The organism is Amycolatopsis kentuckyensis, from assembly GCF_041679295.1.
GTDB lineage: Bacteria > Actinomycetota > Actinomycetes > Mycobacteriales > Pseudonocardiaceae > Amycolatopsis > Amycolatopsis kentuckyensis_A.
In genome coordinates, this window is the sequence record NZ_JBGDMD010000002.1 from 1,044,145 (window position 1) to 1,064,492 (window position 20,348).

The 20,348-nt window shown below is 73.1% G+C and carries 17 protein-coding genes; 12 read left to right on the forward strand and 5 right to left on the reverse strand.

The annotated features are described in order from the left end of the window. Window positions 1–1,593, reverse strand: coding sequence for an ABC-F family ATP-binding cassette domain-containing protein (locus ACERZO_RS11105; protein ID WP_372664454.1), 1,593 nt, complete (start codon window positions 1,591–1,593; stop codon window positions 1–3). Window positions 1,594–1,784: 191 nt separating this feature from the next. On the opposite strand from ACERZO_RS11105, the gene ACERZO_RS11110 reads away from it, so the two are divergent. Beyond that, a complete protein-coding gene (locus ACERZO_RS11110) occupies window positions 1,785–2,807 on the forward strand; it encodes an NAD-dependent epimerase/dehydratase family protein (protein WP_372664455.1) in 1,023 nt (340 codons plus the stop codon). Here the strand turns inward: ACERZO_RS11110 and ACERZO_RS11115 are convergent. Then, a complete protein-coding gene (locus ACERZO_RS11115; RefSeq protein ID WP_372664456.1) occupies window positions 2,804–3,187 on the reverse strand; it encodes a VOC family protein in 384 nt (127 codons plus the stop codon). The genes ACERZO_RS11110 and ACERZO_RS11115 overlap by 4 nt on opposite strands. Before the next feature lie 103 nt (window positions 3,188–3,290). Between ACERZO_RS11115 and ACERZO_RS11120 the strand changes: the two genes are divergently transcribed. From ACERZO_RS11120 to ACERZO_RS11130, 3 genes are read left to right on the forward strand one after another with little or no spacing between them, the layout of a single operon-like run. Next, window positions 3,291–3,809, forward strand: coding sequence for a (2Fe-2S)-binding protein (locus ACERZO_RS11120; protein ID WP_372664457.1), 519 nt, complete (start codon window positions 3,291–3,293; stop codon window positions 3,807–3,809). Then, window positions 3,806–4,813, forward strand: coding sequence for an FAD binding domain-containing protein (locus tag ACERZO_RS11125; protein ID WP_372664458.1), 1,008 nt, complete (start codon window positions 3,806–3,808; stop codon window positions 4,811–4,813). The genes ACERZO_RS11120 and ACERZO_RS11125 overlap by 4 nt, the downstream gene beginning before the upstream one ends. Further along, window positions 4,810–6,900, forward strand: a complete 2,091-nt coding sequence (locus ACERZO_RS11130; protein ID WP_372664459.1) for a xanthine dehydrogenase family protein molybdopterin-binding subunit — start codon at window positions 4,810–4,812, stop codon at window positions 6,898–6,900. The genes ACERZO_RS11125 and ACERZO_RS11130 overlap by 4 nt, the downstream gene beginning before the upstream one ends. On the opposite strand, the gene ACERZO_RS11135 is transcribed toward ACERZO_RS11130, so the two are convergent. Genes ACERZO_RS11135 through larB form a run of 3 tightly spaced genes read right to left on the reverse strand, consistent with a single transcriptional unit; the run spans window position 6,901 to window position 9,301 of the window. Continuing rightward, window positions 6,901–7,371, reverse strand: coding sequence for a DUF4383 domain-containing protein (locus tag ACERZO_RS11135; protein ID WP_372664460.1), 471 nt, complete (start codon window positions 7,369–7,371; stop codon window positions 6,901–6,903). A 59-nt stretch (window positions 7,372–7,430) separates the two neighbouring features. Then, window positions 7,431–8,612: a nickel pincer cofactor biosynthesis protein LarC gene (gene larC, locus ACERZO_RS11140; RefSeq protein ID WP_372664461.1), complete on the reverse strand. Its 1,182-nt coding sequence runs from the start codon at window positions 8,610–8,612 to the stop codon at window positions 7,431–7,433. Continuing rightward, the gene (gene larB, locus ACERZO_RS11145; protein ID WP_372664462.1) at window positions 8,609–9,301 is read right to left on the reverse strand and encodes a nickel pincer cofactor biosynthesis protein LarB; all 693 of its coding nucleotides are present in this window, start codon (window positions 9,299–9,301) and stop codon (window positions 8,609–8,611) included. The genes larC and larB overlap by 4 nt, the downstream gene beginning before the upstream one ends. Before the next feature lie 196 nt (window positions 9,302–9,497). Here larB and ACERZO_RS11150 point away from each other — a divergent pair, with 196 nt between their 5' ends. The 8 genes from ACERZO_RS11150 to ACERZO_RS11185 all read left to right on the forward strand — a co-directional run bounded on the left by ACERZO_RS11150 (window position 9,498) and on the right by ACERZO_RS11185 (window position 20,346). Continuing rightward, window positions 9,498–10,322 (forward strand): ExsB family transcriptional regulator, encoded by an 825-nt coding sequence (locus tag ACERZO_RS11150; RefSeq protein ID WP_372664463.1) that lies wholly within the window; start codon window positions 9,498–9,500, stop codon window positions 10,320–10,322. A 265-nt stretch (window positions 10,323–10,587) separates the two neighbouring features. Beyond that, window positions 10,588–12,402 (forward strand): AfsR/SARP family transcriptional regulator, encoded by a 1,815-nt coding sequence (locus ACERZO_RS11155; protein WP_372664464.1) that lies wholly within the window; start codon window positions 10,588–10,590, stop codon window positions 12,400–12,402. A 234-nt stretch (window positions 12,403–12,636) separates the two neighbouring features. Beyond that, complete coding sequence (locus tag ACERZO_RS11160) at window positions 12,637–14,301, forward strand: class I adenylate-forming enzyme family protein (protein WP_372664465.1); 1,665 nt, start codon at window positions 12,637–12,639, stop codon at window positions 14,299–14,301. Beyond that, window positions 14,298–15,362 (forward strand): 3-deoxy-7-phosphoheptulonate synthase, encoded by a 1,065-nt coding sequence (aroF, locus tag ACERZO_RS11165; protein WP_372664466.1) that lies wholly within the window; start codon window positions 14,298–14,300, stop codon window positions 15,360–15,362. Before ACERZO_RS11160 ends, aroF begins: the two co-directional genes overlap by 4 nt. Before the next feature lie 73 nt (window positions 15,363–15,435). Then, entirely contained in the window at window positions 15,436–17,358 is a 1,923-nt protein-coding gene (locus tag ACERZO_RS11170; protein WP_372664467.1) for an FAD/NAD(P)-binding protein, read from the forward strand. Further along, the gene (locus tag ACERZO_RS11175; protein ID WP_372664468.1) at window positions 17,355–18,665 is read left to right on the forward strand and encodes a class-II fumarase/aspartase family protein; all 1,311 of its coding nucleotides are present in this window, start codon (window positions 17,355–17,357) and stop codon (window positions 18,663–18,665) included. Before ACERZO_RS11170 ends, ACERZO_RS11175 begins: the two co-directional genes overlap by 4 nt. Beyond that, complete coding sequence (locus ACERZO_RS11180; protein WP_372664469.1) at window positions 18,662–19,753, forward strand: branched-chain amino acid aminotransferase; 1,092 nt, start codon at window positions 18,662–18,664, stop codon at window positions 19,751–19,753. The genes ACERZO_RS11175 and ACERZO_RS11180 overlap by 4 nt, the downstream gene beginning before the upstream one ends. Then, window positions 19,750–20,346, forward strand: a complete 597-nt coding sequence (locus ACERZO_RS11185) for a mycothiol-dependent nitroreductase Rv2466c family protein (RefSeq protein WP_372664470.1) — start codon at window positions 19,750–19,752, stop codon at window positions 20,344–20,346. Before ACERZO_RS11180 ends, ACERZO_RS11185 begins: the two co-directional genes overlap by 4 nt. Window positions 20,347–20,348: the final 2 nt, after the last annotated feature.

Here is a 20,348-nt window from a genome sequence, read left to right on the forward strand (position 1 = left end):
TCAGCCGCGCACCTCGCCCCCTTCCAGCCGCAACCACCGGTCGATCCCGATCGCGTCGAGGAAGCGTTCGTCGTGGCTCACCACCACGAACGCGCCGCGGAACGCCGTCAGCGCGCTCTCCAGCTGGCCCGTGCTGACCAGGTCGAGGTTGTTCGTCGGCTCGTCCAGCAACAGCAGCTGCGGGGCCGGCTCGGCGAACAGGACGCACGCCAGCGTCGCCCGCAGCCGTTCGCCGCCCGAGAGGAAGCCGACCGGCAGGTGGACCCGTGAGCCGCGGAACAGGAAGCGCGCCAACAGGTTCATCCGCTGCGCGGGTGGCAACGCCGGCGCGAAGGACGCCAGGTTCTCGGCCACCGTGCGGTCGTCGTCCAGGAGATCGAGCCGCTGGGACAGGAACGCGATCCGGCCGTCCGCGCGCGACACCGAACCGCTGTCGGGACTCAGGTCGCCGTTGACCAGCCGCAGCAAAGTGGACTTCCCGGCGCCGTTGGGCCCGGTCAGCGCGATCCGCTCCGGCCCGCGGATCGCCAGGTCGACGCCGTCCGGGAACAGCCCGCGCGCCCGCAGGCCCTCGCCGAGGAACAGCGTGCGGCCCGCCGGAACTTCGGTCTGCGGGAGCTCCAAGCTGATCTTCTGCTCGTCCCGCCGCGCGCGTTCGGCCTGGTCGAGCTTGGCTTTCGCCGCGCCGACGCGGGCCGCGTGCGTGCCGTCCGCCTTGGCCGCCGACTCCTGGGCGTTGCGCTTCATGGTACCGGCGAAGATCTTCGGCAGCCCGGCGTTGCCGAGGTTGCGCGACGCCGTGCTCGCGCGGCGGGCGGCGCGCTCGCGGGCCTGCTGCATCTCCCGCTTCTCGCGCTTGACCTCCTGTTCGGCGTTGCGGATGTTCTTCTCGGCGACCTCTCGCGCGGCTTGAACGGCCTCTTCGTACGACGTGAAGTTGCCGCCGTGGAACCGGATTTCCCCGCGGTCCAGCTCGGCGATCCGGTCCATCCGGTCGAGCAGTGCGCGGTCGTGGCTGACCACGACGAGGCACCCGGACCAGTCGTCGAGCACCGCGTACAGCCGGTGGCGGGCGTCGAGGTCGAGGTTGTTGGTCGGCTCGTCGAGCAGCAGGACGTCAGGCCGCTTGAGCAGCTGCGCGGCCAGCCCCAGCGAGACGATCTGGCCGCCGGACAGCGTGCTCAGCGACCGGTCCAGCGCGACGTCGAGGCCGAGCCGGTCGAGCTGGGCGCGGGTGCGTTCCTCGATGTCCCAGTCGGTGCCGATGGTGGTGAAGTGCGCCTCGGCGGCGTCGCCAGATTCGACGGCCGCGATGGCCGCCAGGACCGGCGCGACGCCGAGGACCTCGGCGACGGACGGCTCCCCGCTCAGCGGCAGGTCCTGCGGCAGGTAGCCGAGGACGCCGTCGGCGGTGACGCTGCCCGCCGACGGCCGCAGGACGCCCGCGACGAGCTTCAGCAGCGTCGTCTTGCCGGAGCCGTTCGGGGCGACGAGCCCGGTGCGGCCGGCCGGGAAGGTGGCGGAGAGGCGGTCGAAGACGGGGGTGTCGTCCGGCCAGGAGAAGGACAGGCCGGACAGCACGATTTCGGACATGGTGAAGACCTCGAAGTGGTGCGAAGCGAATGGGGACGTCGAAAGCGGCCCGCACCGGCACTGCCGGGGGCCTGCACACTCCGGAGCTACCCGGAGATGTCGACGTCACCTGCCACGACTGGTCTCCTCCACAAGGATCTTGCCCCGAACATAGCAGGGTTGTCCGGCGACCGGCCGGGTAACCGCCCCCGATGCGCATCGTGGTCACGGGAGCAACGGGCAACATCGGGACCGGCGTCGTCGCGGCGCTGAAGGCCGATCCGCAGGTCGAGACGGTCGTCGGGCTGGCGCGGCGGCCGGCCGAGGGCGTCGTCGCGGCCGACGTCGAGCGCGACGACCTCGCGCCGCTCTTCCAGGGCGCCGACGCGGTCGTGCACCTGGCCTGGCTGTTCCAGCCCACGCGCCGCCCGGAAACCACCTGGCGCGCGAACGTCCTCGGCTCGCTGCGGGTGTTCGACGCCGCAGCCGCGGCGGGCGTGCCGAAGCTCGTCCACTCCTCTTCCGTCGGTGCCTACTCGCCCCGGGTGGATGACGAACCGGTGACCGAAGACTGGCCGACGCACGGCTGGCCCGGCGCGGCCTACACGCGCGAGAAGTCCTATGTGGAGCGTTACCTCGACGCGTTCGAGCAGCGGCACCCCGAGCTCGACGTCGTGCGCGTCCGGCCCGCGTTCGTCTTCCAGCGCGCGGCCGCGACGGCGCAGCGCCGCCTGTTCGCCGGGCCCTTCGTCCCGGGCAGCCTGGTCCGGCCGGGACTGATCCCGGTGGTCCCGGACGTCCGTGGACTGCGCGCGCAGGTCGTGCACACCGACGACCTGGCCGACGCGGTCCGCCGGGCCGTGACGCGGCCGGTGCGCGGGGCGTTCAACATCGCGACGGGCCCGGTCGTCGACCCGAAGTTCGCCGCGGACCTGCTGGACGCCCGGACGATCCCGGTGCCGGCCGGCGTGGTCCGGGCCGCGGTGGACGCGGCCTGGCGCCTGCACGCCGTCCCGGCGACACCGGGGCTCTTCGACGCGGTCATGCGGCTGCCGCTGATGGACACGAGCCGGGCGGAGGCCGAGCTGGACTGGCGGCCGGAGCACGACGCCGCGTACACGCTGAACGAATTCCTCGAGGGCCTGCGCGAGGGAGCGGGCGCGGACACGGCCCCGCTGGCCCCGGACCGGCACCGGCTGCACGAGATCGCGACCGGCGTCGGCGAGCGCCCCTAGCCGCTGGACGGGGCCTTGCTGAGGTCGACGACGCAGAAGCGGTTGCCGTCCGGATCGGCGAGGACGACGAAGTCCGGCTCCGCGGGGTAGCGGTCCCAGCCGACCTCGGTGGCGCCCAGCTCCAGCAGCCGGGCGACCTCGGCCGTCTGCTCCGCCGTCGTGTCGACCAGCAGGTCCAGGTGCACGCGCGGGTACGGCTCGACCGGTGACTCGCTGTGCATCAGCCCGAGCGCGTGCCCGGAGCCGTCGGCGTGCTCCAGCGTGCGCCAGCGGTCGCTGGCCCACTCCTCGGCCACGACCAGGCGCAGCGCCGCCGACCAGAACGCGGCGGCGCGGTCGACGTCGGAGACGCCGAGCACCGGGAACCCGAGCCTGAGCACGGTCCGAGCGTAGTGCCGAGGCGGGCCCGGCGCCGCACGATCGGGTGGTTGACGCCGGGACCTGCGGGGTAACCGCCCTGTTCGCCGCCGACGAGGAGGGCCCATGACGACCACCGAAGTGGCATTCGAGCTGCGGGTCGACGGGACCGCGCGCCGCGTCGCGGTCGATCCGCGGCGGACCCTGCTCGACCTGTTGCGCGACCAGCTCGGCGTGTACAGCCCGAAGAAGGGCTGCGACCACGGCCAGTGCGGTGCCTGTACGGTGCTGCTCGACGGCCGCCGCGTGCTCGCCTGCCTCGTCCTCGCGGTGACCTGTGAAGGCGCCGAGGTGACGACGGCGGCGGGCTTGGCGCCGGACGGCGAGCTGCATCCGGTGCAGCAGGCCTTCCTCGAGCACGACGGCTTCCAGTGCGGTTACTGCACCCCCGGCCAGATCTGCTCCGCGGCCGGGCTGCTGACGGAGTTCTCCGAGGGCGCGCCGAGCCACGTCACCGAGCCGGTGAGCGAAACTCCACAGTGGACGGACGACGAGATCGCCGAGCGGATGAGCGGGAACCTCTGCCGCTGCGGGGCCTACGCCGGGATCGTGGCCGCCGTCCGGCAGGCGGGAGGGAACCGGTGAAAGCGTTCACCTACGGCAAGCCGGCCACGGCGGCCGAGGCGGTCGAAGCCGTCGCGGGCGATCCGGCCGCGGCGTTCCTGGCCGGCGGCACCAACCTCGTCGACCACCTGAAACTCGGTATCACGGCACCCGGCCGGATCGTCGACGTCACGGCGTTGACGTCGGCGGAGATCCGCGAGGACGCCGACGGCGGCCTGGAGATCGGGGCGGGCGTGCGCAACAGCGACCTCGCGGCCGACCGGCGCGTGCGCGAGCGCTACCCGGTGCTGGCCCAGGCCCTGCTGTCCGGCGCTTCGGCGCAGCTGCGGAACATGGCCAGCACCGGCGGCAACCCCTTGCAGCGCACCAGGTGCGTGTACTTCCAGGACGTCACGACGCCGTGCAACAAGCGAAACCCGGGCGAAGGCTGTTCGGCGCTCGGCGGGGCCACCCGTCACCACGCGATCCTCGGCGTGTCCGAGCACTGCGTCGCCACCCACCCGTCCGACCTGGCGGTGGCACTGTCCGCCTTGGACGCCCGCGTGCACGTGCTCGGGCCGGAGGGTGACCGCGAAGTCCCGTTCACCGACCTCCACCGCCTGCCCGGCGACCGGCCGGACCGCGACACCGTCCTCGAGCACGGCGACCTGATCACCGCGATCACCGTCCCCGCGCTGCCGTGGGCCCGCCGGTCGGCCTACCGCAAGGTCCGCGACCGCGCGTCCTACGCGTTCGCCTTGGTTTCCGTGGCCGCCGCTGTATCCATTGTGGACGACAAGGTCGACGACGTCCGGGTCGCGCTCGGCGGCGTCGCGCACAAGCCGTGGCGCGCTCACCGTGCCGAAGAGGTGCTGCGCGGCGAGCGTCCGGACGAAGCGCTGTTCCGCGCGGCCGCCGAAGCCGAACTCGCCGACGCCCGTCCCCTCGACGGGATCGACGGGGGAAACGCTTTCAAGCTCCCGCTCGTCACCCGCACCCTGACCGCCGTCCTGCGCGACCTGACCGCCGAGGAGCCGGGCCGATGACCGAACTGCTGGAACCGCAAGCCATCGGCCGCGCCCTCACCCGCCGCGACGGGCCGGCGAAGGTCACCGGCACCGCGCCCTACGCCTACGAGGCACCCGTCGAGCAGGCCGCCCACTGCCACCCCGTGCAGGCGACGATCGCCCGGGGCCGCTGCACCCGGGTCGGCACCGTCGCGGCCGAGTCGCTCGACGGCGTGCTGCGGGTGCTGACGCCGTTCACCGCCGAACGGCTGGCGGACACCGAGGACGCCGAGCTGGCCGTCCTGCAGGATCAAGAGGTCCCGTTCCGCGGCCGCGTGCTCGCCCTGGTGATCGCCGAAAGCCCGGAGATCGCGCGGCAGGCGGCGGACCTCGTCGAGATCGAGTACGACCACGACGAAGCCGACGTCGAGCTCCGGGCCGACCGCGACGACCTCTACCAGCCGGAGAAGGTCAACCCGTCGTTCCCGACGGACACCGACGAGGGCGACGTCGACGCCGCCCTGCGCGACGCCGAGGTCACCGTCGACCAGACCTACACGACCGCGATGTACCACAACAACCCGCTCGAACCGCACTCCACGACCGCGCTCTGGGAGGACGACGCGCTCACGCTGTGGGACTCCACGCAGGGCGTCCACCCGGTGCGCGGCACGGTCGCGAAGGTGTTCGGCCTGCCCGAAGAGCGGGTGCGGGTGATCTGCCCGTACGTCGGCGGCGGCTTCGGGTCGAAGGGCACCGCGCACGCCCACGTCGTCCTCGCGGCGCTGGCCGCACGAGCCGTGCCGGGCCGCCCGGTCAAGCTCGCGCTGACCCGGCCGCAGATGTTCAGCCTGGCCGGCTACCGCACGCCGACGATCCAGCGGATGCGCCTGGGCGCGGGCCGCGACGGGCGGCTGACGGCGATCCGGCTGGACGTCGTCGAGCAGACGTCGCGGATCAAGGAGTTCGCGGAGCAGACCGCCGTGCCCGCGCGGATGATGTACGCCGCGCCGAACCGGCGCACGAGCCACCGGCTCGCCGCGCTCGACGTGCCGGTGCCGTCGTGGATGCGCGCGCCGGGGGAGTGCCCCGGCATGTTCGGACCCGAAGTGGCGATGGACGAACTGGCGTACGAGCTGGGCGTCGACCCGGTCGAGCTGCGCGTCCGCAACGAACCCGAGCGCGACCCGGAGACCGGCAACCCGTTCTCCAGCCGCCACCTCGTCGAATGCCTGCGCACCGGCGCGGCCGGATTCGGCTGGGCGGACCGGGATCCGCGGCCGGGCGTCCGCCGGGACGGCCGGTGGCTGGTCGGCACCGGCGTCGCCGCGTCGGTCTACCCGGCGAAGCGGATGCCGGGCTCGACCGCGGTCGTCCGGTTCGAAAACGGCCGCTACACCGCGGAAATCGGCGCCGCCGACCTCGGCACCGGCGCGTGGACGGTCCTCCCGCAGATCGCGGCCGACGCCCTCGGCGTACCGGTCGAGGACGTCGACGTTCGCATCGGCGACACCGAGCAGCCGAAGGCGACGGTGGCCGGCGGGTCCACCGGGACGACGTCGTGGGGCGCGACCCTGGTCGCGGCCGCCGAGGCGTTCCGCGCCAAGTACGGCGACGACCCCGGCGACGGGGACGAGGTTTCGGCGGACACGCCGGAGAACCCGGACGAGGACCGGTACGCGATGTACGCCTTCGGCGCGCAGTTCGCCGAGGCCCGCGTCGACGCCGACACCGGCGAGGTGCGCGTCTCGCGGCTGCACGGCACGTTCGCGGCCGGCCGGATCGTCAACCCGCGCACCGCGCGCTCGCAGTTCCTCGGCGGCATGACCATGGGCCTGTCCATGGCGCTGCACGAGCACAGCCTGCTCGACCCGCGGTTCGGGCACGTCGTCAACCACGACCTGGCCGAGTACCACATCGCGGCCAACGCGGACGTCCGCGACCTGAAGGCGGACTGGCTCGACGAGGTCGACCCGCACGTGAACCCCATGGGCAGCAAGGGAGTCGGCGAGATCGGCATCGTGGGGACGGCGGCGGCGGTGGCCAACGCCGTCTTCCACGCCACCGGCGTCCGCGTGCGCGACCTGCCGATCACCCTGGACAAGCTGCTGCCGGCGCTGCCCTGATCAGTGCCCCTGGATCTCCGGCTCGGGGTACTGGCCGCGACGGCGGTCGATCGCCGTCGTCGCGATGCCGAGGGCGATCATCGCGACGCCGAGGCCGAGGTGCAGCCAGTCGTCGGCGTTGTCGACCGGGATGAAGTTGGCCGGGCTGTCGTGGTTCATCGCCAGCCCGAACACGAAGAGCAGCACGTACACCCCGCCGCCGATCATCAGGAACGCCCGCGACCCGCCGTTGCTCCGCGCGGCCAGCACGCCGAGCACGCCGAAGAGCAGGTGGACCAGGTTGTGCAGCACGGAAACGGTGAACACGCCGAACAGCCGCGCCCCCGACTCGTGCCCGGCGAAGTGCAGATCGCCGTAGCCGGCGGTGATCCCCGGCACGAACCCGAGCACCCCCACCACCAGGAACGCGATCCCGACCGCCAGCGCGGCGGACCGCGCGGTACTGCGTCGCACGTGGACTTCCGTTGTCATGACACCTCCGCGTGAATGGGTAGCTGCGTGGCTACCCGGCGGGGGCGCGGACAAACCGGTCACGCCTCGACGGCGGCGCGCACCTCCTCCAGCACCCGGCGCAGCGGCTGCCCGGTGGCGTCCGCGGCGGCCTTGACCTCGTCGTACTCCGGCTGCGCGGTGACGACGGACCCGTTGAGGAACCCGCGTTTCACGCTCACCTCGTGCCCGCGGTAGTCGACGGTCACGCGGTCGCGGGGCAGGGACCGCCGCTCGACCGGGGACAGCCGCACGCCCAGTGTCGACGTGTGCGCGAACACCGCCGCGCAGACGCCGTCGACGCGGTCGTCGGCCGCCAGCGCCGTCAGGACCATGCCCGGCCGCCCCTTCGGCGCGGTCACCGGCGCGCACCACGCGTCGGCGGCGCCCGCGCCGCGCAGCGCGGCCAGGACTTCGGGCCAGAGCCGGGGATCGAGGTCGTCGACGGTCGTCTCGACGACGGTCATCTTCGCGCGCACCCAGGCGTGTTCTTCCGAAGCCGCACCGACGACCACCCGGACGATGTTCGCGTGCCCGGGCGGATCGGCCGTGCCCGCGCCGACGCCGACCTTGACCGGCACGCACGCCGGCATCGGGCCGTAGGCGTCGGCCAGCGTGACGAGCAGCGCGGCGCCCGTCGGCGTGCACAGCTCCCGCGCCGCCGGGTGCGCGGCGATCGGCGCGCCCGCTCCGGTGAGCAGCGCGAGCACCGCGGGCGGTGGCACGGTGAGCCGGCCGTGCGCCGCGGTCACCGTGCCGCCGCCGACGGCGATCGGCGAGACCGTCACGGTCGCGTCCAGCAGGCCCAGCTGGTCGAGCCCGAGGGCGCACCCGACGATGTCGGCGATCGCGTCCAGCGCGCCGACTTCGTGGAAGTGCACGTGGTCCCGGCCGATGCCGTGCACGGCGGCTTCGGCGTCCGCCAGCCGGTCGAACACCTTGGTGGCAAAGGCTTTCACGGCGTCGGGCAGGGCAGCGGACGCGATCAGGCCGAGGATTTCCGGCAGGTGCCGGGCGTGCCGCGTCTCGGGCGCTTCGACGACGACGTGCCGCGCCCGCAGGCCGTGCCGCCGCACCACCTGCTCGGTCAGCCGGATGTCGTCGACGCGCAGCGCGGCCAGGCCTTCGGTGATCACGTCGAAGTCCGCGCCCGCGTCGACCAGCGCGGCCAGCAGCATGTCGCCGGCGCAGCCGTTGCCGGCGTCGATCCACGCGACGGTCACGGCGCCACCGACTGCCGGGCCACCCGGGCCGCGGCGACGCCCGCGCCGAAGCCGTTGTCGATGTTGACCGTCACGACGCCGGGGGCGCAGCTGTTGAGCATGGTCAGGAACGCGGTCAGGCCGTCGAGGTGCCAGCCGTAGCCGACGCTCGTGGGCACGGCGATCAGCGGCTTGCCGCACAGTCCACCGAGGACGGTCGGCAGCGCGGCCTCCATGCCGGCGATCGCCACGACGGCGTCGGCCGCGGCGATCCGGTCGCGTTCGGCCAGCAGCCGGTGCAGCCCGGCCACGCCGACGTCGACGACGAGGTCCGGCTCCGCGCCGAAGACCGCCACCGTCGTGGCGCACTCCCGCGCGACGGGCAGGTCCGACGTCCCCGCGCACACGACGGCCACCTTGCCGCGCGGCGGCGGGACGGTCCCGAGCGTCACGGTGCGGCCGGCGTCGTCGATGTCCGCGCCGGGCAAGCGATCCCGGCACCGGCTCCGGGCTTCGTCGCCGACCCGCGTGGCGAGCACCGCGCGGTCCGGATGGGCTTCGTGCAGCCGCGCGAGCGCCGCCGCGATCTGCTCCGGGGTCTTCCCCGCCCCGAACACCACTTCCGGGTCCCCGGTCCGGGCGGCCCGGTCGAGGTCCAATCGCGCAAAGCCCAGATCGGCGGTCGCCGCCGTAACCCCAGTCGATACCACCTTCGACACGTTAGCCTTCTTCCGCGTCGTATGTAAACTGCTCCCGGGGGATGTCGCACGAATACGGCAATGGGTTGACTGGGTGGACCCGCCGCGATCGACTTATCGCACGCAAGACGCCTCGAGCGGAGGACATAGTGCCGTTCTTTTGCCGAAATGGGATCACCGTGCCCGTGCTACCAGCGGGGACGCCGTAATGGACGCCGGAATCGAAGACCGGCTGCTGGAGCAGGTCCGGGCGCTCGGCGCCGTCGCCGTCGCCTTCTCCGGCGGCGTCGACTCGGCGCTCGTGCTGGCCGCGGCCGTGCGGGCGCTGCCCGGCGGCCGCGTGCTGGCGGCGATCGCCGACTCGCCGAGCCTCGCGCGGGCCGAACTCGCCGCGGCGCGGGGGATCGCGGCCGGCCTCGGCGTCGAGCTCGCCGAGGTCCCGACCGGTGAACTCGACGTTCCCGGATACCGGGACAACGCCGGCGACCGCTGCTACTTCTGCAAACGCACGGTGCTGGACGCGATCGGCGCGCTCGCGCTGCGGCGCGGGTTCGCGCACGTGGCGACCGGGACGCACGCCGACGACCACCGCGCCCTGCACCGGCCCGGCCTGCGCGCGGCCCGCGAGCTGAGCGTCGTCGAGCCGCTGGCCGCGGCCGGGCTGGGGAAAGCCGAGGTCAGGGCGCTGGCGGCCGCCTGGTCGCTGCCCGTGGCGGACAAGCCGTCGACACCTTGCCTGGCCTCACGTATCTCCGTGGGCGTGCCCGTCTCTTTAGGAAGGTTGGGACTGGTGGAACGCGCCGAGATCGCGGTGGGCGCGCGGCTGGCCGAGGCGGGGATCCGCCCGCACGACCTGCGCGTCCGCTTGCTCGGCCGGGGATTCCGGGTGGAGGTGGATGGCCCTGCGCACGGGGCAGTCGCAGCGCGGCCGGGGCTCGCCGCGGCCGTGGTCGGCGAACTCGCCGGCCTCGGGCTGACCGGCCCGGGCGAGGTCGGGGCCTATCGCCCACCCGCACTCGCGCCACCGCCGTAGGTCATTCGCCTGCGCGGTGATTTGTGCCGTCGCCGAACGGGCTATGAAAAAACCACACACCGGACCCGTCGCTATCGCGTCGGACATATTCGTCGGCCAATTGCGACGATTCGTGTACGGACCGAGTCGATCATTCTCGGTTGCCGTGCCGAAAACACCGTGTCGGTTGTTCCGTCCTGCCGAGCGCGTTTCTCGGCTATATTTCCCGAGTTCGGCGGTCACCGCTGCGAGCGGTAGCCGCCCGCGTACGGTGGGGGAGGATCGCATGTACTTCGAGTTGCTCGGCACCTTGCGGGTCCAGCGTGACGGGGAGCGGGTGGACCTCGGCGGGCTGCGCCAGCAGCGGCTGCTGGTGATGCTGCTGTTGAACGTGAACAAGGTGGTCGGCGCCGACCGGCTGCTGGAGGCCATGTGGGACGGTGAGCCGCCGGTGACCGCGCGAAGACAGCTGCACAACGCCGTCGCCGCGCTGAGACGCAGCTTCGGGGCGGCCAAGCACCTCGTCGTCAAGGACGGTCCCGGCTACCGGATCACCGCGGACCCGCAGAACGTCGACGCGCACCGGTTCACCGCGCTGGTCGCGTCCGCCTCGGCGGCGGCCGCGGCCGGGCGGACCACCTCCGCCGTCGAGCACCTGGAGGCGGCGCTCGCGCTGTGGAACGGGCCCGCGCTGTCCGGGTTGCCGAGCTCGGTGTTCGAGATCGCCGCCGCGCGGCTGGAAGAGAACCGGTTGACCGCGACCGAACGGCTCATCGGGCTGCGCCTGGACGGCGGCGAGGCGTCGGCGCTCGTCCCGCAGCTCGGCGAGCTCGTCTCACGGCACCCGCTGCGCGAGGAGACCCGCAAGCTGCTGATGCTGGCCCTGCACCGGTGCGGCCGCACGGCCGACGCGCTCAACGCGTACGAGCAGGGCCGGCGGATGCTGCGCGACGAACTGGGCGTCGACCCCGGCGCGAGCATCCGTGAGCTGTACGAACGGATCCTGCGCGACGACCCGCCGAAGCGGCGGCCCGAGCCCGCGCCGGGCCGGTCGTTCCTGCCGTACGACACCGCGCACTTCACCGGCCGCGCCGAGGAACTGCGCTTCCTGGCCGGCAGCCGGCCGGCCGGGACCGCGTTGAGCATCCTGGCCGTCGACGGGATGGCCGGCGCCGGCAAGACGACGCTGGCCGTCCGGCTCGCCCACCAGCTCGCGCACCGGTACCCCGAGGGGCACCTCTACATCGACCTGCACGGGCACACGGACGGCCAGCCGCCGCTCGAACCGGACGCGGCGCTGGAGCGGCTGCTGCTGGACTTCGGGCTCCCGGCGGCCCGGATCCCCCGCGACGCCCGGCAGCGCGCGGCCCGCTGGCGCGCGGAGGTCGCCGAGCGGCGCGTCCTGGTGGTGCTGGACAACGCCCTCGACGCCCGGCAGGTCCGCCCGCTGCTGCCCGGCACCGGCAAGGCGCAGGTGATCATCACCAGCCGCCGTCGGCTGACCGGCCTCGACGGGGTGACGTCCCGTTCCTTGGACGTCTTCCCGGCGTCGGACGCGGCCGCGCTGTTCACCCGGATCGCCGGACCGGAGCGGACCGCGGGCCGGCCGGACGCGGTCGCGGAGATCGTGGCACTGTGCGGGAACCTGCCGCTGGCGATCACGATCGCCGCGTGCCGCTTCCACAACCGGCCCGCGTGGACCCTGGACGACCTGGCCTTCCGCCTGCGCGACCGCGGGCGGCGGCTGGCCGAGCTCAGCTTGGAGGACCGCAGCGTCGCGGCGCGGTTCGAGGTGTCGTACGAGCGGCTGACGGCCGAGCAGCGCCGGCTGTTCCGGGCACTGGGCGCGTTCGCGGGCGAGGAGTTCGACGCGGCCGACGCGGCGCTGCTGCTGAGCCGGCCGGTGCCGGACGCGGAACGGGTGCTGGAGGAGCTGTTCGACGCCCACGTGCTGCGGCAGCGCACCGCGGGCCGGTACCACTTCCACGCCCTGGTCCGGGAGCACGCGCGGGCGAAGGGCGAGGAGCCCGAGGCGCTGCTGACGACGTTCGGCCGCACGACGCTGCCCTCGGTCGGCGAGCTGGAGTGCAGCCTCGGCTGACCCCGCCGCGGTGTAGTGAATGACTCATTCCTGTCGCCAGGCGACAGGAATGAGTCATTCACGTCGTCCGGGCTGTCCTTCCGTGACAACTCCGGTACCCAGCGCAAACCCTTGCCCCGCAATGCCTCCGTCCCGATGCACCACCGATGCACCGGCGAGGCTACGCCGATGGTCCCGCCCGGCATCCTCGGGTCCAGGAGACAAAACCGTGGTCCCGCAGCAGAAAGTGATGCCATGGAGTTCACGCACAAGACCGTCCTGAGCCCCGAGCTGCGCGCCCGGGTGCTCGCCGATCCGAGCATCGGCGGGGGAAACCTGCTGCCCGCGATGCTCGAGCTCAACCCGTTCCCGGACGAGCCCTTCATCCACTCGCTCACGCCGATCCCGTACACCGACGGCGGAACGCGGCACTGGTTCAGCCTCCGCGACCTCGACCACCTCGTGCAGAGCTGGTCGGTCTGGTACCTCGAGCGCGGGGTGCGGCCGCACGACCGGGTCGCCGTCTTCCCGCCGGACTCCATCCAGTACTTCCTGCACCTGTCGGCGCTCGCGCAGATCGGCGCGATCTCCATGCTGATCAACAGCAACGCGAAGCGGGACAGCGCGGTCGCCCTGATCGAGCGCAGCGGGGCCACCGGCCTCTACACCGACGCCGAACGGCTCGCCCGGATCGCCCCGGACCTCGACCGGCTGAACCTGAAGTGGGTCCACACCGACCAGGACGGGCCGCCCTCGGCCGTCCTGCCCGACGCGGACCGGTTCCGGCACCACCCGGACGACCCCGTCGGCCTCATGCACTCCTCCGGGACCACCGGCCTGCCGAAGCCGGTCATCCACACCCACAAGACCATTTTGGACGGTCCGAAGTGGCGGGCGGTGAACTACCAGGAAGAGTCCGACGCGCTCATCCTCAACGCGCTTCCGCAGTCACACCAGGGTTGTGTGTCGTTCAACGCCTACGCCGTGCTGGGCGGGCAGCCGATGGTCGTCCACCGGGACGTCTCCGGCAGCGAGCTGGCCGAAGCCGTCGAGGCGCACAAGCCGACGATGGTGATGGCCTTCGGCCACGCCTACCCGGAGCTCGCGGCGATCGAGACGCCGAAGGGCGCGCTCGACTCGGTGAACATCTGGGTGTCCATGGCGGACGCCATTCACGAGCGGCACCTGAAGAACATCCTCGGCCGCCGGTCGCCGGAGCTGCCGCCGGCCGCGTTCCTGGACCGGCTCGGCACCACCGAGCTGGGCTGGGGTGTGCTGATGCAGCCGCGCACCCTCGCGACCGAACGCAACGACCGCTGCGTCGGCAAGTCGGTCGGATTCGCCGAAGTCGCCATCGTGCGGGAGAACGGCACGCTCGCCGAGCCCTACGAGTACGGCTTCCTCGGCGCGAAGCCGCCGTCGATGACCGTGGGGTACTGGGGCAACCAGGACACCTACTACCGCAGCAAGCTCGCCGGCTACTGGCTGACCGGGGACGTCGCCTACCGCGACGAAGAGGGCAACTTCTACCAGGTCGACCGCGCGGTCGACGTCGTGCACACCGCCGAGGGCCCCGGCTACTCGGTGCTGATGGAGGAGCTGATCCTCAACGAGGTCGCCGGCGTCGAGGACTGCACCGTCGTGGCCGGCGGTTACGGCGGGGAAAAGGTGGCCGTGGCCGTCGTGACCGGCCGGGACGTCGACGCCGAGAAGGTGCTGTTCGCGGCCAACGAAGCCCTGCGCGCCAACGGGAAACCCGAGCTGTCGGTCGTCGAGGTCGCCACCGGTGCCGACGACTTCCCGCTCGGCGTGACCGGGAAGTCGCTCAAGCGGTTCCTCCGCGACAAGTACAAGGACCTCGCCGTCCACGTCCGGGACCGCCGGGGCAAAAACCTCGCGACGAGCGACGCGCTCGCGTGACCACCGGAGAAGAGACGATCGCCGTGACCCACCAAGACCAACTGCTCGTGTTCGACGAGACCGTGACCCGCGCCCGGGTCGACGGCTGGCTGCGGTACCTGGAGTCCGCCGGCTCGCCGACACAGGTGTACCGCCTCGGCGCGAGCCACGTCCTCCCGGTGTCCGGAGTGGACAACCCCGAGCTGCTCGCCGCGGCGGCGGACCTGCCGTCGCCGACCCGGCGCGTGCCGCGGGGCGGCGAGGCGTGGCTGGGCCGCCGGGAGCTGCGCCCGGCCGGGACCGAGGTCACGCTCGGACCGACCACGATCGGGGACGGCTCGGTCGCGGTGATCGCCGGCCCGTGTGCGGTCGAGACGCCGGAGCAGATGCTGGCGACGGCGGAGCTCGTCGCCGAGCACGGTGCCGTCGCGTTGCGGGGCGGGGTCTTCAAGCCGCGGACGTCACCGCATTCGTTCCAGGGACTCGGGTTCGGCGGTCTCGAACTGCTCGTCGAGGCCCGGAAGCAGACCGGCTTGCCGTTCGTCACCGAAGTCGTCGACGCGGAGCACGTCAAGCGGCTGGCCGAGGTCGTCGACGGCTTCCAGATCGGCGCGCGGAACATGCAGAACTTCGCGCTGCTGAGCGCGGTGGGCCAGAGCGGCCTGCCGGTCGTGCTCAAGCGCGGGTTCGGCTGCACCGTCGAGGAGACCCTCGCCGCCGGGGAGTACCTGCTGCTGGAGGGCAACGACCAGGTGGTGCTGTGCGAGCGCGGCATCCGCACGTTCGAGCCGTCGGCGCGGTTCACCCTCGACCTGACGGCGGTGGCGCTGTGGAAGCAGCGCACCCACCTGCCGGTGATCGTGGACCCGAGCCACTCGGGCGGGCGCCCGGAGCTGGTGGAGCCGCTGTCGCTCGCCGCGGTCGCGGCCGGCGCGGACGCGCTGCTGATCGACGTGCACGTCCGGCCGGAGGAGGCGCTGTGCGACGCCAAGCAGGCGTTGCGGCCGGAGCAGTTCGCCGGGCTGATGACCCGGCTCGCCGGCGCTGCCGCCGGCCTGGGCCGCACCTTGCGGAAACGCTGACCAAGACCTCGTGAGTGAGAAACAGTGTTCCAACCCTGTTTCTCACTCACGACCTGTACGGGAGTGGGAGATCGTGTTCGGGGAGACGTCGGAGATCGCCGTGGTCGGGCTCGGCCCGCGCGGGCTGTCGGTCGCGGAACGGCTGAGCGCCAACGCACGCGCGCTCGTGCCGCGGGGCCACCGGCTCGTGGTGCACCTCGTCGACCCGCGGCTGGCCGACGGCGGCCAGGTGTGGCGCAGCACGCAGGACCGCCTGCTGCTGATGAACACCGTCGCGTCGCAGGTGACGATGTTCGTCGACGACACCGTCGACTGCGCGGGCCCGGTCGTGCGCGGCCCGAGCCTGTACGAGTGGGCGCGCTCGATCGCCCTGCTCGGCAGCCCGGCCGTGCCGGACGCCGTCCGGGCCGAAGCCGAGGAGCTGGGCCCGGACGACTACCCGTCGCGCGCGTTCTACGGCAGCTACCTGCGGTGGACGCGGCGGCGGATCACCCGGACCGCGCCGCCGTCGCTCGAGTTCGTGGCGCACCAGGCACGGGCCGTCGACGTCCGGGACCGCGTCGGCCGGCAGGACGTCCTGCTGGACGACGGCACGACGATCGGCGGGCTGGCCGCCGTGGTGCTCGCGCTCGGCCACCAGCCGCACGAGCTCAGCCCGGCCGAAGCGGACCTGAGCCGGTACGCGGGGCGGCACGACCTGCGGTACGTGCCGCCGGGCAACCCGGCCGACGCGTCGCTCGACGACGTGCCCGCGGGGGAGCCGGTGCTGCTGCGCGGGATGGGCCTGAACTTCTTCGACCACCTGGCCCTGTTCACGCTCGGGCGCGGCGGCGAGTTCACCCGCGAGCCGGGCGGGGCGCTGACCTACGTGCCGTCCGGCCGGGAGCCGCGGCTGGTCGCCGGGTCGCGGCGCGGGGTCCCGTACCAGGCCCGCGCCCGCAACGAAAAGGGCGCGTCCGGCCGGCACGAACCGCGGTTCCTCACCACGTCGGTCATCGAGCGGCTGCGGGACGGCGCCGACTTCCGCCGGGACGTCTGGCCGCTGATCGACCAGGAGGTCCGCACGGTCTTCTACGCGGCCCTCGTGCGGGAACGCGGGTGCGCGTGCGACGTCGAGGAGTTCACCGAAGCGTTCGCGGCGGCCGGGCCCGCGGAGGTGCCCGCGGATCCCCTGGCGATGCGCGAAACCGAGGCCCAGCGGATCGTGCTGACCAAGTTCCGGCTCGACCGGACCTGGGACTGGCGCGGCGTCGCGGCGCCCTACTCGGCCACCGACCTCGCCTCGACGTCGGCGTTCCGCACGTGGTTGCGGTCCTATGTGGACACAGAGCTGGTCGAAGCGCAGAAGGGCAACGTGACCGGCCCGCTCAAGGCGGCCACGGACGTCCTGCGCGACCTGCGCAACGAGATCCGGCTGGTCGTCGACCACGGCGGCATCTCCGGCGCGTCCTACCGCGACGACCTGCGGCGCTGGTACATGCCGCTCAACGCGTACCTGTCGATCGGGCCGCCCGCCGAGCGCGTCGAGCAGTTCGGCGCGCTGCTGGACGCGGGCGTGCTCGAAGTGCTCGGCCCGGACCTGCGGATCGAGGCGGCCGGCGGCCGGTTCGCCGCACGGTCGGCGGCGTGCCCCGACGTCACGATCCGCGCGAAGACCTTGATCGAGGCACGCCTGCCGGACACCGACCTGCGGCGCACGACGGACCCGCTGCTGCGCGCCTTGCTGGCGCGCGGGGAATGCCGCCCGTACCGCATCGGGGAGTTCGAGACGGGCGGCCTCGCGGTGACGCGCCGGCCGTACCACGTGCTGGACGCGGGGAACCGGCCGCACCCGAGCCGGTTCGCCTTCGGCGTGCCGACGGAAGCGGTGCACTGGGTGACGGCGGCGGGCATCCGGCCCGGCGTCAATTCGGTGATCCTCGGCGACGCGGACGCCATCGCGCGCTCGTGCCTGCGGATCGCCGTCGAACGGGACGACCTGGGGAGGACCGCATGAGCGAGCTGCTCGCTCCCGCGTGGGCCGGGACCGGCGCCGGCGCGCTCGTCGACGACCACGCTCTGCTGGCCGCGATGCTCGCCACCGAGGCCGCCTTGGCCGAGGCGCAAGCCGAGCTGGGCACGATCCCCGAAACGGCCGCGAAAGCCATCCGGGCCGTCGGGGTCGAAGACCTCGACGCGCAGGCCATCGCGGCGGGCGTGCGCGAGACGGCGAACCCGGTGGTCGCCTTCGTCACCGGGCTCACCGCGGCCGTCGACCCGGCCGCCGCGGAGTACGTCCACCGCGGCAGCACCAGCCAGGACATCCTCGACACCGCGCTGATGCTGCTGTGCGCGAGCACCCTCGACCGCGTCGAGCGCGATTTGCGAACCACCGCCGCGAGCCTGGCCGAGCACGTCCGGACCCACCGGGACACGCCGATGGCCGGGCGCACCCTGACCCAGCACGCCGTGCCCGTCACCTTCGGGCTCAAGGCGGCGACCTGGCTGCACCTCGTCCTCGACGCCGTCGAGCGGGTGCGCCGGGCGCGTGCCGACCTGCCGGTCTCGCTCGGCGGCGCGGCCGGGACCCTCGCCGCGTACGAGGAGTACGGGCCCGGCTCGCTGGAACTGCCCGACCGGGTGGCGGAAAAGCTCGGCCTGGCCCCGCAAGTCCTGCCCTGGCACGGGATCCGCACGCCGATCGCCGACGTCGCTTCGGCGCTGCTGGTCACCACCGGCGCGCTCGGCAAGATCGCCGCGGACGTCCTCGTGCTGACCCGCACCGAGATCGGCGAAGTCACCGAGGAGCGCGCGCCCGGGCGTGGGGCGTCCTCGGCGATGCCGCAGAAGCACAACCCGGTGTTCGCGACGCTCGTGGCGACCGCGGCCCGGCAGCTGCCGCCGCTCGCCGTCGTGCTGTTCGGGTCGATGACCGCCGAGGACGAACGCTCGTCCGGCGGCTGGCACGCCGAGTGGCAGCCGCTGCGGGACGCCCTGCGCACCACCGCCGGAGCGGCCGCCAACGCCGTCCGGCTGGCCGAGACGCTGCGGGTGCATCCCGACGCGATGGCGGCGAACCTGCGGCTGACGCGGGGCGCGATCGTCTCCGAACGCCTCAACGCCGTCCTGGCCCCGAAGCTGGGCAAGGCCGCGGCCAAGCGCCTGCTGACCGAGGCCACCGCCGAAGCCGAGCGCACCGGCGCGGACCTGGCCGGCCTGCTCGACGTTTCCCCCGGCCTGCTGGACCCGGCGGGCTACACCGGACTTTCCGGCCCGCTGGCCGACCGGGCCCTGGCCCGCTTCGAACGCGAGGAGCGACGATGACGACCCTGGACTTCGCCCACGAGCGGACCGACCCGATGCCCGCCGACCAGCGCGAAGAGCTGCTGCGGATGCCGGGCTTCGGGTCGCTGTACTCCGACCACATGATCACCGCCCGGTGGACCGCCGGCCGCGGCTGGCACGACGCCCGCAGCCGGCCCCTCGCCGGGTTCTCGCTGCACCCCGCCACCATGGCGTTCCACTACGGACAGACGATCTTCGAGGGGCTGAAGGCGTTCTGGCGGCCGGACGGCAAGCACGTCCTCTTCCGCCCGCGCGACCACGCCGCCCGGTTCGCGCGGTCGGCCCGCCGGATGGCCATGCCCGAACTGCCGGAGGCGGACTTCCTCGCGGCCGTGACGGCGCTTCTGCGCGTGGACGGCGACTGGGTGCCGAAGGCCCGTGGGCACAGTTTCTACCTGCGCCCGTTCATGATCGCCAGCGAGACGCACCTGTCGAACCGGCCCGCCGAGGAGTACCTGTTCGCGGTGATCGGCAGCCCGGCCCGGCCCGCGGCCGCGGAACCGGCCCCGATCCGGCTGTGGGCGTCCCCCGAGTACGTCCGCGCGGCCGACGGCGGCACCGGCACGATCAAGTGCGGCGGCAACTACGGCGGGTCCTACGTCGCGCAGCGCGAGGCCGCGGCGCACGGCTGCCACCAGGTCGTCTGGCTGGACGCGCGCGAGCGCCGGTACGTCGAAGAAGTGGGCGGCTCCAACCTGTTCTTCGTCGAGGGCGACCGGCTCGTGACGCCACCGCTGAGCGAAACGCTGCTGGCCGGCGTCACGCGCGACTCGATCCTGCGGCTGGCCCCGCGGCTCGGCCTGGCGGTCGCCGAAGAACCGGTCACCCTCGACGACTGGGAACGCGGCTGCCGGGAGGGTCGCATCACTGAGACGTTCGCGTGCGGGACGGCCCGCGCGCTGGCCCCGGTCGGGCACGCGGTCACGCCGGACCGCGAGTGGGCCATCGGCGACGGCACGACGGGCCCGGTCACCCGCCGCCTGCTGAACGCCCTGCTGGACATCCAGTACGGCGAGACCCCCGACGAGTTCGGCTGGCTGCACGCGGTCACCGGGAGGACTTCGTGAAGATCGACTTCTACTTCGACCCCGCCTGCCCGTTCGCCTGGATCACCTCGCGGTGGATCCTCGAGGTCGAGCAGCACCGCGAAGTCACCCTGCGGTTCCGGGTGATGAGCCTCGGTGTGCTCAACGAAGACCGCGAGATCGAGCCGTGGTACCGCGACTTCTGCGACCGCTCGTGGGGCCCGGTCCGGGTCTGCGTCGCCGCCGCCCAGGAGCACGGCGAGGACGTCCTGCGCGACCTCTACACCGCGCTCGGTACCCGGATCCACAAGGGACGGAACAAGGACTTCCCCGACGTCGTCGCGCAGGCGTTGGCGGAGGTCGGGCTGCCGGCTTCGCTCGCGGACGCCGCCGAGAGCACCGAGTACGACGAGGCCCTGCGCAAGAGCCACGCCGAGGCACTCGCCCCGGTCGGCGCCGACCTCGGGACACCGGCCATCCACGTCGACGGCACCGGCTTCTTCGGGCCCGTGCTCAACGCCATCCCGCGCGGCCAGGACGCCGTCGACCTGTTCGACGGCGTGGTCGCGCTCTCGCGCAACCCGCACTTCTTCGAGCTGAAGCGCGCCCGGACGCCGGGCCTGAGTTACGAGTGAGG